Origin of the sequence: Paraburkholderia sp. BCC1886 (assembly GCF_900996245.1) — a bacterium.
Taxonomy (GTDB): Bacteria; Pseudomonadota; Gammaproteobacteria; order Burkholderiales; family Burkholderiaceae; genus Paraburkholderia.
This window is the reverse complement of record NZ_CAAJGK010000063.1, coordinates 24,257-42,210: the sequence shown is the minus strand read 5'-3', so window position 1 is coordinate 42,210 and position 17,954 is coordinate 24,257. Positions and strand designations below refer to the sequence as shown.

The following is a 17,954-nucleotide window of genomic DNA, read 5'->3' as shown; positions in this document are numbered from 1 at the left end:
TCGCTAGCGGATAATCAGGGCATATTCATTCGTTCGCGTGGAAGGCGCCAGTCCGACAGTCATGAGCGAAAACAAACCCGAAAACGCCGGCCAGCCCGGCAACCCAGCGGCGCCCGCGGCGCCGTCCCAGTCCGCGGTACCGGTTACGCCGCCCGCCTCTGCTGCATCGCCCACCGGATCTACAACGTCCCCATCTGGCATCACGAGTCCCGGCAAATCATCGGCCGAACCGGTGACGTCTCTGCCACCGTCTCCTGCAGTTCAGCAAGCAGGCGTTATCCAGCCGCCCAACGCGGGCGCGACCCTGCCGGCGGACGAAGAGGCGGCCTTGCGCTCATCGACCGACGCCCCAGAGAGTGCTTCCACCGTTACGCCTGCCGATCCGCAATCAGCCCGGCAGCGCGATGCGGCGCAAGCACGCAGCGCGGCAGCCGAATCGACCGTTCAGCAGGAGTCCGCGGTTCACGAAAGCGAGGAGCGCCGGGTCCACGCACGCCCAACGCCGCTCGATCCCACCGTGACACTCGTGGACAGCGAACCGGTGTCCGGTGAATTGATCACCACGGGCACGCACCCAACCACGACGGTTGTCGAAGAGCCGGAGGTCGAAGACGTCACCGCGTCCACCGCGCGGCCTTCGGGCTCGCCGCCTCCGGGTTTCGGCGCGGCGCCGGATTTCAGCGCGTCCAACCCGCCGCCGCCCAACGCGATACCGCCGTCGGCGCCGCGCTATCTCAAACACAACGATTCGGCCTGGACGGTTTTCGGCCGCATCATCGCCGCACGTGCCCGTCAACTGTTCGATCGGGCGGGGCAGCGCATTACGCAGCGCACGCTGCGCATCGGCGTGTCGGCGCGTATTTTTCATCCGGAGCCGGGTGCCAAAGGGTTGCGCGGCAAGACGCTGCAGTATCTCGAGGAATCCATCGCGCATTGGGTCATGTCGCGCGACGTGCTGGTGTTCATGATCCCGACCGTCGGCCATCAGGGCATGCTGCACCCGAGCAATATCCGGTTGCGCGATTACGCGAAACATCTCGATGGCCTGCTGTTGCAAGGCGGCGCCGACGTGTCGCCACAGTCGTACGCGGAAGCGGCAACCAGCCACGAATGGCCGGGCGACCGCGTGCGCGATATGTACGAACTCGAGTTGCTGCACGAGTTCATCGAGTCGGGTAAGCCGGTGCTCGGCGTGTGCCGCGGCTGTCAGCTGATCAACGTGGCGTTTGGCGGGACCTTGTATCAGGACATCGCGACCGACGTGCCCACGGCCGGCGCGCACGTCAACGAGAACTACGATCAGCATCGGCATGGCATTCATTTCCCGGACGGCTCGACGCTCGCCAATATGTTCCCGGGCCGGCGCGATGCGATCGTCAATTCGATCCATCACCAGGCAGTCAAGACGTTGGGGCGCGATCTCAATATCGAGGCGGTATCCGCGTCGGACGGCATCATCGAGGCCGTGCGGTATCGGCGCGCGCCATTCGTGATGGGCGTGCAGTGGCATCCGGAGTTTCATCGCGCGGGCGGCCCCGAGTTGCTCGATTGCACACCGTTGCTCGATACCTTCCTGCGAGTCGCGCGAGAAACGCGGTTCTAAGCGCTGGACAGCAGCACGACGGTCGAACCCGCCAGTTATCGCGGCAGCTTCGACCGTCGGGAAGCAGGAGTCGTTAGTCGATCACCGACTGCAAGACACCCGCCTCGTTTTATCTCTAATTCTCCGCATCTCCGACATTGATTTCCCGGCATTCCAATCAAGATTCCGAAATTTCTGCACGGGACGGATTGCGACATTTTGTGCCTATCTGAAATCTTTTATCCCACGATAATGCGGGTGATTAACGCAAATCGTTCGCTGTCGATTTATCTCGATTTAAAGTCCGTTCACTCGCTGTTTGAATGCTTCGCTTGACGACTGATCCGCGCGATAATCTGCGGCTGTTTTGGATTCGCATGGAGCATGCACGTATGAAGTCTCTTTTAACCGTACGGCGCGCCATGCTGCTCGCGAGCTCGTGCGCGCTGCTGCAGCATGGTGGTGCCGTACTGGCGTCGCAAAATGAAGAGGCCGCGCCTCTGGTCGGCGCGCGTCCCGCTATCACCACGCTCACGCCGCAGCCCGCTGCTGACGCATTGCGAACCCCTGCATCGGATAGCACAACGACCTCCGCGTCCGCCGACGCCCAGGGCAACGTGGCCGAATTGATGCATATGATTCGCGACGCGCAACTCAGCGAACTGCGCACCACGTACAACGGCAGTTACGGCGCGAGTCTGTTTTTCTATCCGCAGGAAATGACGTATTACATCGCGTTATTTCAGGACAAGCATTTCTGGCGTGTCATCAAGTCCGAAGATGCGGGTCGCGCCGAGGCGGTCTATGCCGGCTTCGTCCAGCAGACGGTGCAACTTGCCGATGTCGAATTGCGTCGCACGCAGTTGCTGGCGCAGAAGGCGTACATCGAAAATATCATCGCGTTGTCGGAAGACCGCGCGAAGCGACTGCAGGCCGACCTCGACGTCGCCCGCACGCAGCAGGCGAAGGTCAACGATTATCAGCGTCAAACGCAGGATCAGGCCGTCGCGTTGCGCGTGGAAAAGGACAAGGCGCAAGCGCAGTTGCGGCAGGTTCAGGGTGCGGTGCTGCAACTGCAGCAGCAGACCGAATTGGGATTGCCCACGCAGAAATGAACCGCGCGGAGCGGAAAGCGCATTAAAAAATCCGGTCGGCTCGAATGATGAGCCGGCCGGATTTTTTCCAAGTCGCCGTGTGAGGTGGCTAGACCTCGCCGCCTATTTCAGAAACTGCTCGGGCGTTTCGGTGATGCGGCGTTGGGTGAGCCCATCGACCCATTCTGTCCCAACGGAATCGGACGGCTTGAATCGTTCCACCGGACTGGTGATGCGCGCGGCACGCGAAGCGGTCGTCATACCGGGCAGATGCGTGCCCGCGGATAAGGTGATGTTGGCGTAATCGCTATCCGCGGCACGCGACGATGCAAGCGCGGAGTACGGCCCAGCCGCGGATGCGCGTGTGGTTTTTTGCGGGTGACGCACCGGACTGGCGGTAATGGTGGTCGCGCTGCTGCGGCCTCGCAAGCCGTGTCGGGACGCCAGGACTTGCGACGGATTGCTGCCGACATCTGCGAGGCCGTCGCGACGCAACGAGGGGGACTGACTACTCATGACTTGATGAGCAGGCGAACCCGTAGCGCCAGTCGGAACGCTCACAGACACAGAACCCGACGCGCCGTAATCCGGACTTGCGGGCTGCCCATCGACGGCATTTATCGAGTCCGCCCGAGGCGCGCGAGCGAGGCCATCGAGCGAACCGGCCGCACGCGATCCGGCATTTGCCGCCACCACGTCGGAACGCAAACTCCGATTCTCCACGTGACGATGCGTTGAATGCCCAAACGCAAGCCAGGTCAGCACGGCCGCGCCACCGAGCGCGCAGGCACCGCCCGCGATCATGCGGCGATGCGTGGAAGCGGCGCCCTTCACCGTATTCGAACTCATTGCCGCACCCACCCTGTCCGCCGGTGTGCGCGCCAACTCCGACTGCGCGCGTTCAGCCGCACCTTCATCAGCCGGCGCTGGTTCATCCCGACCATCCGCCGCCTCAGCGCGCCAACGCTCCCACGCATCCCACTTACCTAGCGAGAGCATCGTCTCTTCGCTGAGGCAAAAGGTGCGCAGCATCGCGGCATAAAGCGCCTTGAGCTCCGCACGCAGGCTGTGCCCGGGCGGCCGCAGGGCCCAGTCGCGGCCAAAGGGCGCCGGCAATGCGTCGAGCGGACGCAGACTGGGAAGCGCCATGGCGCCTTCGATGAGAGTGAGGGGAATGGTGGACATCGGTTTCTTCGATCGCTTCGTGATGGGTTTGCCGAAAGATGGATCGGCGAACCTGTGGCCTGTGGGACCCAGGCTTCGTAGCGACATGCATGAAGGGCGCGAAGTGGAGGAGAGTGCGCGAACAGCCGGCACTCGAGCCATCCGCCAGGGCTCGCTGGCGACAAGCCGTGAGCGCTGCTTCGTGAAGCCATCAGGGTGCGACGATGATGGCGGGAAGCGGCCGAACAGACGATCGGATTGTTCTGAAAAATTGTGTCGAAAAGCTCAGCGGAACCGCAACGCCGCCCGCGAGCGCGGCGGCTAATCAACCTGGCAGCGCACCCACGAGCGAACCCGTCAGCGCACCCATCTACCGACCCAACTCATACACATAACGCAGCGCCGTAATATCCGCGCCGCCCATCCGGTCCGGCTCGGCGCCGGCGAACTGCCAGCCTTGCCGTTCATAGAAGCCGATCGCCGGCGCATTGCCTTCCAGCACGAACAGATGGATGCGCGTCTCACCTTGCGCGCGAGCCCAGTCCTGGGCGGTGCGAATCAGCAGCTTGCCGGCCCCGATGCCCTGATATTGCGGCAGCGCATGCAGGTTATCGAGCAGCGCGCCCCACTGGGAATCCGGCTGCTGCTCGACGCACATGAAGCCGACTGGCGTCCGGTCCAGCTCGGCGATCGAGACGATCCGGCGCTCGCCGTCCGGCGCGTTCAGGCGCGTGTCCCAATAGGCTGCGCGCTCGCGCACGACTTCGCCGTCGAGAAAGGCGTCGGGCAACAGGCCACGGTAGGTCGCCTGCCAACTGGTGCTGTGAATCGAAGCGATGAGCGCGGCATCCGCGAGCGTGGCGGGGCGCAAGGTGAGCGGCGGGTGGTTTTGCATCGTGGAGTCGCGAACGGGATAAAGAATAGACGGGAAGGCGAGCGAAACAATCCGGACTCGAGCCGGAACGAAAGCCAAAAGCGAGCTAAAACGCGAGCTAAAACGCGAGCCGGCAGACGCGCTGGATTGTAATGAAACCGTATGCTTTGCGCGACACTGCCGAAGGCCGCGCGGCACGGTAACATACACCGGCCCGCGATCCACCCGACTCACAACGTTTACCCTGATACCGCCCGAATGCTTTCAGCATGAAAATGCAGCGCCCTGCGGGCGCGTCCGACCGCCCGATGGATCCGCCTGCCGAACCGGGCGGATCGTTCAACTCCCCGCCGCTATGGGCTCGTAGCGGCAGGCTTATCAGAGAATGTCATGTCAACTGCGTCACACGTTCCGTCCGCGTCCGGGGAATCCAAGGTCAAGACAGTTTTCCGCGTGGTGAGCGGCAACTTCCTCGAAATGTACGACTTCATGGTCTACGGCTATTACGCGTCGGCCATCGCCAAAACCTATTTCCCTAGCGGCAACGAATTCGCTTCCCTGATGCTCGCGCTGTCGGTGTTCGGCGCAGGCTTCCTCGTGCGACCGCTGGGCGCGATCGTGCTGGGTGCGTACATCGACCATCACGGCCGGCGCAAAGGGCTGATTCTCACGCTCGGACTCATGGCCATCGGCACGCTGGCCGTCGCCGCCGTACCGGGCTATGCGACCATCGGCGTCCTTGCTCCGGTGCTCGTGCTCTGCGGCCGCCTGCTGCAAGGTTTCTCGGCCGGCGTGGAACTGGGCGGCGTCTCGGTGTATCTGTCGGAGATTGCGACCAAGGGCAACAAGGGCTTCTATTGCGCGTGGCAATCGGGTAGCCAGCAGGTCGCGGTGATCTTCGCGGCACTGATCGGCGTGGTCCTGAACAAGCTGCTGCCGGCCGACCAGATGGGGGCATGGGGATGGCGCGTGCCGTTCCTGATCGGCTGCCTGATCGTGCCGTTCCTGTTCATGATCCGTCGTTCGCTGCAGGAAACCGAAGAGTTCAAGGCGCGCAAGAATCATCCGGCGATGGGCGAGATCCTGAAGACGATGGTCGCCAACTGGCCCATCGTGCTGGGCGGCATGGGCATGGTGATCATGACCACGGTGTCGTTCTACATGATCACCGCTTACACGCCGACCTTCGGCAAGGAAGTGCTGAAACTGTCGTCGCTCGATACGCTCGTCGTGACCGTGTGTATCGGCTTGTCGAACCTGATCTGGCTGCCGCTCGCGGGCGCGTTGTCGGACCGGATCGGCCGGCGTCCGGTCCTGCTCGCGTTCACCATCCTGACCATCGTCACCGCTTATCCGGCGCTGCAATGGCTGGTGGCCGAGCCGTCGTTCGTGCGCCTGCTGATCGTCGAGTTGTGGCTCTCGTTCCTGTACGGCTGCTACAACGGCGCCATGGTGGTCGCGCTGACCGAAGTCATGCCGGTCGAAGTGCGCACGGCGGGTTTCTCGCTGGCTTACAGCCTCGCCACGACGATCGGCGGCTTCACGCCGGCCATCTCGACCTTGCTGATCCATTCCACCGGCAACAAGGCTGCGCCGGGTCTCGTGCTAGGTGTTGCGGCGATCTGCGGTCTGATCGCGACGCTGGTGCTGTACCGCACGCCGGGTTCGCGCAACCAGTACCGGACGGCCTGACTGGCGCCGCTGCCGCGGTTGTCTCGCGGCAATTGAAAAACCCCGTGTTTCTTGGCGAAATGCGGGGTTTTTTTATGAGGTTTTGTCGCCGGCCAACGGTCGGCTAGCCGTGGCGCAATTCGTTCGCGACCGTCTCGACGACCGCGTCCCACGCGCCCGGCCCCGGTTGCCGCACCAGCGTCGCGCCCGGATACCACGGACTGCGCGAGTCGCCGGTGAACCAGCGCCAATCCGCGGCGAACGGCAGCATCAGCCAGAGCGGTTTGCGCAGTGCGCCGGCGAGATGGGCGATGGAGGTGTCGATGGAGACGACGGCATCCAGCCGGTCGACGATCGCAGCGGTATCCGCGAAATCTGCGATGCGCCCGTCGAAGCGATGGATCGACGCCGCCCGCGGATGCGCGTCGAGCGCGGCCCGCTCGGTGTCGCTCAGGTCCGGCTGCAAGACGAGCCAGTCGATGCCCGGTAGCGCGAACAGCGGATCGAGCGCGGCGAGCGGCATGGTGCGGGTTTCGTTGTGCTGGATGCGCCCCGACCACGCGAGGCCGATCTTGCGTTTGGCGTGGCCGCCCAGCGAACCGCGCCATTTGCGGCTATAGGCCGGCGGCACGCTGAGATACGGCGTGCGGCCGACGATCGTCTCGTAACGCGTGCCGAGCGCGAGCGGCAGACTCAGCAGCGGGCATTGCAGATCGGCGGCGGGACGCGGCGTGCCCTGCGCGATCAGCACGATACGCGCAGCGCGCGCGAAGGGTTCGAGCAGGGCCACGAGCGGCGCCTGCACTTCGAGTACGACGCGCGCCGCCCGCTGCGCCGCCTGGCCGACGAAGCGCACGAATTGCAGCGTGTCGCCCAAACCCTGCTCGGCGTGAATCAGCAGCGTGCGCGACTCGATCGGTTCGCCATGCCAGCGCGGCAGGGTCTGGATGACCGGTTGCACCATGGTCTGCAGGCGCCATTCGTATTCGGGCAAGCCGCGCGCGAAATCGCGCAAGGTGAGCCACGCCAGCGCGCGGTTCATATGCGCGGACGCCAGATCGGGCCGCAGGCGCAACGCCTGATCGAATGCGCGGATGGCGGGCGCCGGCGCGCCCAACGCTTGATGCGTGGTGCCGAGGCTCAGCCATGCGAGCGCGAAGCGCGGATCGAGGCCGACCGCGCGTTCGAGATACGGCAGCGCCTCGGCGTGACGTCCCATCGACGCGAGCGCGTTGCCCATGCCGAAAATGGCGGGCGGCAGGTTCGGCTGAAAACCGAGCGCGGTCTGGAACGACGCGACCGCTTCGGCGTGGCGGCCGGTGGCATCGAAGGTATTGGCGAGATTGAAATGCGCAGCGACGAAGCGCGGTTGCGCAGCCAGCGCCGCCTGGAAGCAGGGGATTGCCTCATCCGCCCGGCCGAGTGCGTTCAGCGACATGCCCAGATTGTTCAGCGCGCCGGCATGGCCGGGACGCAGTTCGAGCGAGCGCTGGAACGACGCGACCGCTTCCGCGTGGCGGCCCAGCGCATGCAGCGCATTACCGTGGTTCGTGTGCGACGAAGGATCGTCCGGTTGCAAGCGCAACGACCTTGCGAACGCGTCGGCGGCATCTTCATGACGACCCGCTGCCGCGTAGGCGTTGCCGAGGTTGTAGTGCGCCATCGGAAACTCCGGCGCCAGCGTGAGTGCATTGCGGAACTGTTCGATCGCGTCGTCGAGCTGACCGAGCGCCTTCAGGGCGTTGCCGAGATTAAGCTGCAACGCGGCATCTTCCGGGCGCAATCTGACCGCGCGCCGCACGAGGTCGGCAGCTTCGGCGTGTTGACCCTGCTGGTGGCGCAGAACGCCCAGCAGGTGCAACGCATCGACGTGCGCGGGATTGCCCTCGAGCGTCGCGCGATAGCCGCGTTCTGCATCGTCGAGGCGGCCGTCACGGTGCGCCGCGAAAGCGCGGTCAAATACAGGTTGCATGACGGAGGGATGGCATTTCAGTTGAGACGAACAGCGCATTTTCCCACACTCGCTGCGCGCGTCCTCGATTTGACCGGTTATCGCGGTGTCTATACCCTCTCCACACCGGGTGTGGCCACGGTACTGAATAACTCAGCGCACGGCTGCAGGCCCGGTTCGAACCGGTGGTCGATCCTGCCAACGCATTTCCTCCGGATGTCCGATGAACCAAACCGATTCTTCGAAGCACGCCGCACACGAACATTCCGACGGCCATGACCATGATCATGATCACGGTGCCAGTCACGAGCATGGCGGCGGTCAAGGCCATGCTCACGGCCATGGCGGCCACGCGGGACACCATCACGCCCATGCGCCCGTCGCGGGGCATGGGCGCGCCTTCGCACTCGCCGTCGCGCTGAACGTCGCCATCGTGGTCGTGCAGGCCGTGTATGGCGTGCTCGCCCATTCCACCGCGCTGCTCGCCGATGCGGGTCACAACCTGTCCGACGTGCTCGGCCTGTTGCTCGCGTGGGGCGCCGGCTGGCTCACCACGCGGCGGCCGTCGGCGCGCTATACGTTCGGCTACGGCAGTTCGTCGATTCTCGCCTCGCTGGTCAATGCGGGGCTGTTGCTGTTCGCGTGCGGCGTGATCGTCACCGAAGCGCTTTCGCGGTTGATGAATCCGGCGCCGGTGGCCGGCCTCGCGGTGTTCGTGGTGGCGACCATCGGCGTCGTGGTCAACGGCATTTCCGCGTGGCTGTTCATGCGCGGTCAGAAGGAAGACCTGAACATTCGCGGCGCCTTTCTGCACATGGCAGCGGATGCCGGCATCTCGGCGGCCGTCGCGCTGAGCGGTCTCGCCATTCTCTACACGAACTGGACATGGCTCGACCCGGTGATGAGCCTGGTGGTGGTCGCCGTCGTGGTCTACGGCACGTGGGGACTGCTGCGCGATTCCGTGCGGCTCGCGCTCGACGCGGTGCCGCCGGGCGTGGATCTGCAACACATTCGCGCGTGGCTCGCCGATCAACCCGGCGTCGCGGACGTGCACGATCTGCACGTGTGGGCCTTGTCGACCACCGGCAACGCGCTGAGCGCGCATCTGGTGATGCCGGGCGGCCATCCCGGCGACGAGTCGCTCGACCGAATCGTTCTCGTGTTGCGCGAGCGGTTCTCGATGCAGCACGCGACCTTGCAGATCGACCTCGGCACCACCGAACATCATTGCGCGCTGGATCACCCGACCCACGTGCATTGACCCGACACGCGCGCATTGAATTGATGCAGCGCAGCTTTGCGTAAAAACCCGGCGGCGTACACTGGAACGTCTTGTTGCCTCGGGAGCTTCGCATGGACGTTGCTTCACACGACGCGTCGCCGGTGCTGATCGTCGGCGCCGGCCCGACCGGACTGGCCGCCGCGATCAGCCTCGCGCGTGCCCACATCCCCGTCCGTCTGATCGACAAAGCCACACAACCCAACCCTTACTCGCGCGCGATCGGCATTCAGGCGCGTACGCTCGAATTGCTCGAGCAGCATCGGCTGGTCGAGCCGTTTCTGGAACTGGGTCATCGCGCGCGCGCCGCCAATCTCTTCTCGAACGGCATGCGACTCGCGCAACTGGATTTCGATCCGCTGCAAACACGCTACCCCTATCTGCTGTTTCTCGATCAGTCGGTGACCGAGCGGCTTCTGACCGGACATCTCGCGAGCCTCGGCGTGACGATCGAACGCGGCGTCGAATTGACGATGCTCGCGCAAGGCGCGACGAGTGTTCACGCGACGCTGCGCCGTGCCGACGGCCAGACGGAATCGATGCGCCCGTCTTACGTGATCGCGGCCGACGGAGCGCACAGCACGGTGCGGCATCGGCTGGAACTGGGTTTTGTCGGCAAGACGTTCGAGCAGACCTTTTTGCTGGCCGATCTGCAGGCGCAAACCGATTGGCCCGACGACGAGTTCCATATTTTCGCGTCGGGCGAAGGGCTGGTCGCGCTGTTTCCGATGGGACATGGGCGGCATCGGCTGATTGCGGATCACCCGGTCGAAGCGGGCGGCGCGGCATCGGCGAATGGCGGGACGCCGCAGGGTTTTTCTGCGCCGCCGCCATCGCCGTTGCTCGCACAGTGCAAGGCGTTGCTCGCGCGTCGCGTGCGGGAGAGGATCGACGTGTCGGACATGACGTGGTCGTCGTATTTTCATCTGAGTAGCCGGATGGTCGAGAAGCTGCGGACGGGGCGGGTTTTTCTCGCCGGCGATGCCGCGCATGTGCATAGTCCGGCCGGCGCTCAGGGGATGAACACGGGCATGCAGGAGGCGTTCAATCTCGGCTGGAAGCTGGCGCGCGTTCTGAAGGGCGCGGCGCCCGACCGGCTGCTCGATACCTATCATCAGGAGCGTCATCCGATCGAACGCGACGTGCTGCGCCAGACCGGCTTCATCACGCAGATGGCGCAAGCCGATCACGGTCCGCTCAAGCTGCTGCGCGAACGCGTCATGCCGGTGCTGGCCGGCTTCGGTCCGTTGCGCGACGCGGCGCGTCTGACGGTCAGCGAGCTGGCCGTGCAGTACCGGCGCAGCCCGCTCACGCTGGAGCGGGTGCTCGACGGCGGTCCGCGGGCCGGCGAGCGCGCACCGGATGCGCTCGTGCACGTGGTGGATGGGCCGCTAGGATGTGCGCCGGGCGTCGGCTGCATTTTCGATCTGCACGACCCGGCATTCTTCTCGCTGTTTCTGCTGGTGCCGCCATTGCCGGTCGACGACCAGCCGCTCGACCCGGCCGCCCGTCATGCCGTGCCGGAGGATGCGGAACTGTCGCGGCTGGTGGAGGGTATCGAGCGAATCCTGCCGGGAGCGGTGCGGGTCTGGCGGATTACCGATACACGCGGCGAAGGCGGGCCGCCGCTGTCCGAAGCGTATGGCCGCACGCGGCCCTCGTTCTATCTCGTGCGACCCGACGGATACGTGGGCGCTCGCGGGCGGACCAGCTCGGATCTGCATGGCTTGCTGCGGCATTGCGAGACGTGGTTCGCCGTCAGCGGGGACGCACCGGAGGCAGTGGCGCTTTGAGCGGGGGGAAGGGCGTTGGCCGCCGCGTAAGCTGCTGTAAAAATTCGCGCCGCGGCGGCGCTGCGCGGCGCCTTTGTTTGGGATACTCTCTGTCCTTCCGCTTTTGCCTTAACCGCGCCGTGTGCGCCGACCCGATATGAAAGCTCTACTTCACGCATGTGCTGCACTCGCTACGACGGGTGTGTTGCTCGCTACTGTTTCGGTGGCCTTTGCGCAAAATTCGCCGGGCGTGCCCGGCGGCATTCTGGACGACCAGTTTCGCCTCGCCGAACATCCGCAAATGCCGTTCGCCGCGTCGGCCGCCGGGGATAAGTATCAGCATGGCAAGAAATCGGCTATGCGCAAGCGTGGCGATATGGGCGATCCGAATGGCTGCAATCTACAGTGCCCGCAGGACGAGTAATCCGCTTTCTGGCGCTTTCGTCGCCAGGTGTTCGACGAATCGACAGGCAATAAAAAACCCGCAAGCAGTGATGCTTGCGGGTTTTTTGCTTTCTGCTTCGTGTTCTGGTGGAGGCGGCGGGAATCGAACCCGCGTCCAGAAGCACTCTACGACCAGTTCTACATGTGTAGTTCTGTCTTTTGATTTAACCGTAACGACGCGGACGAACACGCTGCGTTATGGCGATTCACTAGGTTTTCGACCCGGATGTCGTGACACCACCAAGGCTTAACTGACGTATATGACCTCTGTCGGTATTGCTACCGGTCTTGCGACTCTAGCCCGTCAGTGAACTAGGCAGAGGACGGCGGCCCTTAGGCTGCCAGTGCGAACGTTTCGTCGTTTGCAGTTACGTTTTTCCCGCTGATTTACGAGGTGACGGGGCCTCGACATGCCCTGGCCGCTTCGCGACCCCTGTCGAAACCAGGTCGCCCCCGCGGCTCGTTGCTCAAAACGTCTGAACCGGCGTAGATTTTACAATAGATCGGCCGCTGCGTCCTGATTGATTGCTTCGCACCGTTAGATCGGCGTCAGGATGCGTTATGGAGTTGTCGTAACCCGCGCGCGGTCGACCGAAGCTAGCTGATATCGCGCAACAGTTTCAACAATTCGGCGGGCGTCAACACGACATGTTGTGCGTGCCACTGAGTTGGCGGGATGTCGGTGCCGCAGTATCCGTATGCGGCTGCAACCGTCTTCATACCGGCAGCAAAACCGGCCTGAATGTCGCGCAGATCGTCGCCGATGTACACGATGCGCTCCGGCTGCGTGTCCAGTTCGCGCGCGGCATGCAGCAGCGGCGCAGGGTGCGGTTTCGAATGCGGCGTGGTGTCGCCGCTGACCACGCAACCCGCGCGTTCTTCAAGACCGAGCTGCGCGACGAGCGGTTCGGTCAGCCTGGCCACCTTGTTCGTGACGATGCCCCAGCGCACGCCACGGGCGTCGAGGTCGTCGAGCAGTTCCGGGATGCCGGGGAACAGCGTGGTCTCGATGCACAGGTCGGCTTCATAGTTGGCGAGAAACTCCTCGCGCATACCGGCGAATTCGTGATCGTCCGGGCCAATGCCGAATGCGCCGCCGATCAGGCCGCGCGCACCGGCCGATGCGAGCGGACGGAGATCGTCGAGCGGCACCATCTCGAGGCCGCGATCGTGCCGCATCTTGTTGACGGCGGCCGCGAGATCGGGCGCCGTGTCGGCTAGCGTGCCGTCGAGGTCGAACAGGACGGCCTGGCAGAGGCCGAGTGCGTCGTCGGTGTCTTCACGCTGGGGCAGGGGTGTGGGATCGCTCATGGATTGGCTGTGTCCGGCAGGTACAGGTGCAGGGGCAGAGGTCGGAGCGCTCAGGCGTCGCGGCGGCAAGCGAGCATGTAGTTCACGCTGGTGTCGGCCGATAGCGTGAAATGCTTGCTGAGCGGGTTATAGACGATGCCTTTGATGTCCGCCGTGCGCAGGTCGGCGGCGCGTACGAAGCCGGCCAGTTCCGACGGGCGGATAAAGCGCGCGTAATCGTGCGTGCCTCTCGGCAGCATGCGCGCTACGTATTCGGCGCCGATTACAGCGAACAGGTATGACTTCACATTGCGGTTCAACGTGGAGAAGAACACCCAGCCGCCGGGTTTGACAAGGGTTTGACAGGCTTTGACGACCGCGGCGGGTTCCGGCACGTGCTCCAGCATCTCCATGCAGGTGACCGCGTCGTAAGTGCCGGGTTCGCGCGCAGCGAGTGCTTCTGCCGCGATTTCCTCGTAATCGACCGTGACGCCGCTTTCCAGGCTGTGCAGATCGGCCACGCCCAGCGCCTGACTCGACAGGTCGATGCCTTTGACGTGCGCGCCGAGGCTCGCCATCGACTCCGACAGGATGCCGCCGCCACAGCCGATGTCGAGCACCTTCTTGCCCGCCAGTTGCGCGTGAGCGTCGATCCAGTTCAGACGGATCGGGTTGAGTTCGTGCAACGGCTTGAACTCGGCGTTCGGGTCCCACCAGCGGTGTGCGAGGTCGCTGAATTTCTGCAGTTCGTGGGGATCGGCGTTGGTCATGACGGAAGCTGCCTCGATGGGAGCGGTGAGCGGGCGCTCGAGGATAAACCCGGAGTATATAGGTCGAGGCACAGTGCGGCAAAAATGGCGCCGCACGGGGTGAACGTGGCAGGGAGGAGAGAACGGGACGGCGCGCGGGCAAAAAAAAACCCCGCCGAAGCGGGGCTTTGATACTGCGGTAATTTCGAGCTTACTGCTTCGAAGTTCCGACAACTTCGACTTCCACGCGGCGATCCGGTGCGAGGCAGGCGATGAGTTGCTTGTGGTTCTTCTGGTTGCAACCGGTCGTGACCGGGTTGCGCTTGCCCTTGCCTTCCGTATAGATACGGTTGGATTCGATGCCCTTGCTGACCAGGTATGCCTTCACAGCTTGAGCGCGGCGCAGCGACAGACGATCGTTGTACTTGTCCGAACCGATACGGTCCGTGTAGCCCGTTGCAACGACGACTTCCAGGTTCAGCGCGCCGATCTTCGATGCCAGATCGTCCAGCTTTTCCTTGCCAGCCGGCTTCAGGATAGCCTTGTCGAAGTCGAACAGAGCGTCAGCTTGATACGTAATCTTTTGGCTCGTAATAGCCGGGGGAGGCGTGACCGGAGCCGGCGGCGTCGGAGCCTGGGCAACCAGGGCGCCATCGCACTTGGCATTGGCCGTTGCCGGCGTCCAGAATGCATCGCGCCAGCAAAGCTCGTTCGTGCCGTTCATCCACACGTATTCGCCGGTACCATTCACCCAGTTGTCGTTGGTGGCTTGTCGCGACGCCGGCACCGACTGCGCCATGGCGGATGCAGCCATAACTGCGGTAGCTGCAATGAACGCGAGCTTTGAAAGTTTATTCATATTTCTCCTCTCGAATTTGAGATTACCGCAGGTTTACTGCGAGCCTGTTGACGAAGACAAGTCATACATTGCTCGAAGTATAACATTGGTGTGGAACAAAAAACGTTGCTGTGTAGACTTCGAGCAGTGTCTAACTCTTTGTGCGTTGGCATTTTGCCATATCGTTCCCTTCCGACGATAAAAAAATCTGCACCCAATCGAAACCCCTTCCAATTGTGGTGCATGCGCAACAGAAGCAATTCCCGCAAGCCGCCGCCAGTCATGGCTGAGCGGCGGATTGCCCCACGCACGAATCGCGCCTGACCGGCGCAAATTTGGGGCGTCTGCGCAAGGTTCCCGTGCATGCACTAATAGGTATACGTAGGACCGGCGGGCCCGGATTCGCGGCATGTTAGAATCGCGGGATGCATTGCGCCTGCAATGTCTACGCGAGGGCGCGGCAAATACCGGTTAGGTCGAGCGGTGGAGTCGTTGTCCCAGCATGTAAAAGATACGGATAATGGATCAATTCGCCAAAGAGACTCTGCCAATCTCCCTAGAGGAGGAAATGCGCCGTTCGTATCTCGACTACGCGATGAGCGTGATCGTAGGGCGTGCGCTTCCCGATGTTCGCGATGGCCTGAAGCCGGTTCACCGGCGCGTGCTGTACGCGATGCACGAACTGAACAACGACTGGAATCGCGCATACAAGAAGTCGGCGCGTATTGTCGGCGACGTCATCGGTAAATATCACCCGCATGGCGACACGGCCGTATACGACACCATCGTCCGCATGGCGCAGCACTTCTCGCTGCGCTACATGCTGGTCGACGGCCAGGGCAATTTCGGGTCGGTCGACGGCGACAACGCCGCGGCAATGCGCTACACCGAAATCCGCATGGCCAAGATCGGTCACGAGTTGCTGGCTGATATCGACAAGGAAACGGTCGACTTCACGCCGAACTACGACGGCAGCGAAAACGAACCTGCCATCCTGCCGGCGCGCATTCCCAATCTGCTAATCAACGGTTCGTCGGGTATTGCCGTTGGTATGGCCACCAACATTCCGCCGCACAACCTCAACGAGGTGGTGGACGCGTGCCAGCATCTGCTCAAGAATCCCGACGCCACGATCGACGAACTGATCGAGATCATTCCCGCGCCTGACTTCCCGACCGCCGGCATCATCTACGGCGTTGCCGGCGTGCGCGACGGTTATCGCACCGGCCGCGGCCGCGTCGTCATGCGCGCGCTCACCCACTTCGAAGAAATCGACCGCGGTCAGCGCATGTCGATCATCGTCGACGAGTTGCCGTACCAGGTGAACAAGCGTTCGCTGCTGGAACGCATCGCCGAACTCGTCAACGAGAAGAAGCTGGAAGGCATCTCCGACATCCGCGACGAGTCCGACAAGAGCGGCATGCGCGTGGTGATCGAGCTGAAGCGCGGCGAAGTGCCGGAAGTCGTGCTGAACAATCTGTACAAAGCCACGCAGCTGCAGGACACCTTCGGCATGAACATGGTCGCGCTGGTCGACGGCCAGCCGAAGCTGCTCAACCTGAAGGAAATGCTGTCGTGCTTCCTGTCGCATCGCCGGGAAGTGCTGACGCGGCGTACGGTCTACGAACTGCGTAAGGCCCGCGAGCGCGGCCACGTGCTCGAAGGTCTGGCGGTTGCGCTGGCCAACATCGACGACTTCATCGCGATCATCAAGGCTGCGCCCACACCGCCTATCGCGAAACAGGAGTTGATGGCGCGTCCGTGGGACTCGTCGCTCGTGCGCGAGATGCTCTCGCGTGCCGAAACGGACAACGCGTCGGCCGGCGGTCGCGAGGCGTATCGTCCGGACGGTCTGAATCCGTCGTTCGGTATGCAGGCCGATGGCCTCTACCGCTTGTCCGACACCCAGGCTCAGGAAATCCTGCAGATGCGTCTGCAACGCCTGACGGGTCTGGAGCAGGACAAGATCATTGGCGAGTACCGCGAAGTGATGGCGCAAATCGCCGATCTGCTGGACATTCTGGCTCGCCCGGAACGCATTACGGCCATCATCGTCGGCGAACTCACGTCGATCAAAGCCGAATTTGGCGACGCGCGCCGCTCGAAGATCGAGTTGAACGCGACCGAACTGAACACTGAAGACCTGATCACGCCGCAAGAGATGGTCGTCACCATGTCGCATGCGGGCTACGTGAAGTCGCAGCCGCTGTCCGAGTACAGCGCGCAGAAGCGCGGCGGCCGCGGCAAGCAGGCTACTGCGATGAAGGAAGACGACTGGATCGACACGCTGTTCATCGCGAACACGCACGACTACATCCTGTGCTTCTCGAATCGCGGCCGGGTCTACAGCCTGAAGGTCTACGAAGTACCGCAGGGTTCGCGCAATTCGCGCGGCCGTCCGATCATCAACATCTTCCCGTTGCAGGAAGGCGAGAAGATCACGGTGGTGTTGCCGGTCAAGGAGTTCTCGGCCGACAAATTCGTGTTCATGGGCACTGCGTTAGGAACGGTAAAAAAGACGCCGCTGGAAGCCTTCGGCCGCGTGTTGCGCAAGGGTATTATTGCGGTCGGTCTGGATGACGGCGATTACCTGATCGGCGCGGCCATTACCGACGGTCAGCACGACGTGATGCTGTTCTCCGATTCGGGCAAGGCGGTTCGCTTCGACGAAAACGACGTTCGTCCAATGGGTCGCGAAGCGCGCGGCGTACGCGGCATGCAGCTCGAAGACGGCCAGAACGTCATTGCACTGCTGGTGGCCGGCGACGAGCAGCAGTCGGTGCTGACCGCAACCGAGAACGGTTTCGGCAAGCGCACGCCGATCACCGAGTACACGCGTCACGGTCGCGGCACGAAGGGCATGATCGCGATCCAGACGTCGGAGCGTAACGGCCGGGTCGTGGCCGCAACGCTCGTGGACTCCGAGGCGCAGATCATGCTGATCACCAATACGGGCGTGCTGATCCGCACGCGCGTGTCGGAAATTCGAGAAATGGGGCGTGCAACCCAAGGTGTTACACTCATCAGCCTTGACGAAGGGACCAAGCTTTCAGGTCTCCAACAGGTTGCCGAGGCGGAAGCAGAAGGTCTCGCCGAGGGTGACGCCGAAGGTCCCGCCGACGGTCCTGCTGAAGGCGACAACGCTAGCGACGGCAGCAGCGGTGATGGCGGCGACGCAGTCTGATGCGTCCCGACGTTCAGTCTCGGTAACGGGTTGAAGCTGCGCGAAACATCATCACGTATCGG

At 63.2% G+C, this 17,954-nt stretch carries 13 protein-coding genes and 1 other RNA gene; 7 read left to right on the top strand and 7 right to left on the bottom strand.

The window, feature by feature from the left end:
• Positions 1-61: 61 nt before the first annotated feature.
• Together FQ746_RS22350 and FQ746_RS22345 are read left to right on the top strand one after the other, a co-directional pair.
• Positions 62-1,603 carry a gamma-glutamyl-gamma-aminobutyrate hydrolase family protein gene (locus FQ746_RS22350; protein WP_144111815.1) on the top strand — a complete coding sequence of 514 codons (1,542 nt, stop codon included), beginning with the start codon at positions 62-64 and terminating at the stop codon, positions 1,601-1,603.
• 371 nt (positions 1,604-1,974) lie between these two features.
• Positions 1,975-2,697, top strand: coding sequence for a DUF2968 domain-containing protein (locus FQ746_RS22345; protein ID WP_144111814.1), 723 nt, complete (start codon positions 1,975-1,977; stop codon positions 2,695-2,697).
• Between the two features lie 102 nt (positions 2,698-2,799).
• On the opposite strand, the gene FQ746_RS22340 is transcribed toward FQ746_RS22345, so the two are convergent.
• On the bottom strand, positions 2,800-3,861 hold the full coding sequence (locus FQ746_RS22340) for a hypothetical protein (protein ID WP_144111813.1): 1,062 nt from the start codon (positions 3,859-3,861) through the stop codon (positions 2,800-2,802).
• 349 nt (positions 3,862-4,210) lie between these two features.
• Positions 4,211-4,735 (bottom strand): GNAT family N-acetyltransferase, encoded by a 525-nt coding sequence (locus tag FQ746_RS22335; protein WP_144111812.1) that lies wholly within the window; start codon positions 4,733-4,735, stop codon positions 4,211-4,213.
• A gap of 369 nt (positions 4,736-5,104) precedes the next feature.
• Between FQ746_RS22335 and FQ746_RS22330 the strand changes: the two genes are divergently transcribed.
• Complete coding sequence (locus tag FQ746_RS22330) at positions 5,105-6,406, top strand: MFS transporter (protein ID WP_144111811.1); 1,302 nt, start codon at positions 5,105-5,107, stop codon at positions 6,404-6,406.
• Positions 6,407-6,509: 103 nt separating this feature from the next.
• Here the strand turns inward: FQ746_RS22330 and FQ746_RS22325 are convergent, their stop codons facing one another.
• Positions 6,510-8,357 (bottom strand): tetratricopeptide repeat protein, encoded by a 1,848-nt coding sequence (locus tag FQ746_RS22325; RefSeq protein ID WP_144111810.1) that lies wholly within the window; start codon positions 8,355-8,357, stop codon positions 6,510-6,512.
• Between the two features lie 202 nt (positions 8,358-8,559).
• Here FQ746_RS22325 and FQ746_RS22320 point away from each other — a divergent pair, with 202 nt between their 5' ends.
• From FQ746_RS22320 to FQ746_RS22310, 3 genes are all read left to right on the top strand, one after another.
• Positions 8,560-9,597, top strand: coding sequence for a cation diffusion facilitator family transporter (locus tag FQ746_RS22320; RefSeq protein ID WP_144111809.1), 1,038 nt, complete (start codon positions 8,560-8,562; stop codon positions 9,595-9,597).
• Positions 9,598-9,689: 92 nt separating this feature from the next.
• The gene (locus tag FQ746_RS22315) at positions 9,690-11,408 is read left to right on the top strand and encodes an FAD-dependent monooxygenase (RefSeq protein WP_144111808.1); all 1,719 of its coding nucleotides are present in this window, start codon (positions 9,690-9,692) and stop codon (positions 11,406-11,408) included.
• 136 nt (positions 11,409-11,544) lie between these two features.
• Positions 11,545-11,811, top strand: coding sequence for a hypothetical protein (locus FQ746_RS22310; RefSeq protein ID WP_144111807.1), 267 nt, complete (start codon positions 11,545-11,547; stop codon positions 11,809-11,811).
• Positions 11,812-11,916: 105 nt separating this feature from the next.
• Here the strand turns inward: FQ746_RS22310 and ssrA are convergent.
• From ssrA to ompA, 4 genes are all read right to left on the bottom strand, one after another.
• Positions 11,917-12,286: a transfer-messenger RNA gene (gene ssrA / locus FQ746_RS22305) on the bottom strand.
• 142 nt (positions 12,287-12,428) lie between these two features.
• Positions 12,429-13,142, bottom strand: a complete 714-nt coding sequence (locus tag FQ746_RS22300; protein ID WP_144111806.1) for an HAD family hydrolase — start codon at positions 13,140-13,142, stop codon at positions 12,429-12,431.
• Positions 13,143-13,192: 50 nt separating this feature from the next.
• Positions 13,193-13,891, bottom strand: a complete 699-nt coding sequence (gene ubiG, locus FQ746_RS22295; protein WP_144111805.1) for a bifunctional 2-polyprenyl-6-hydroxyphenol methylase/3-demethylubiquinol 3-O-methyltransferase UbiG — start codon at positions 13,889-13,891, stop codon at positions 13,193-13,195.
• Between the two features lie 190 nt (positions 13,892-14,081).
• Positions 14,082-14,729: an outer membrane protein OmpA gene (gene ompA / locus FQ746_RS22290; protein ID WP_144111804.1), complete on the bottom strand. Its 648-nt coding sequence runs from the start codon at positions 14,727-14,729 to the stop codon at positions 14,082-14,084.
• A 499-nt stretch (positions 14,730-15,228) separates the two neighbouring features.
• Between ompA and gyrA the strand changes: the two genes are divergently transcribed.
• Entirely contained in the window at positions 15,229-17,892 is a 2,664-nt protein-coding gene (gene gyrA / locus FQ746_RS22285) for a DNA gyrase subunit A (protein WP_144111803.1), read from the top strand.
• Positions 17,893-17,954 lie beyond the last annotated feature (62 nt).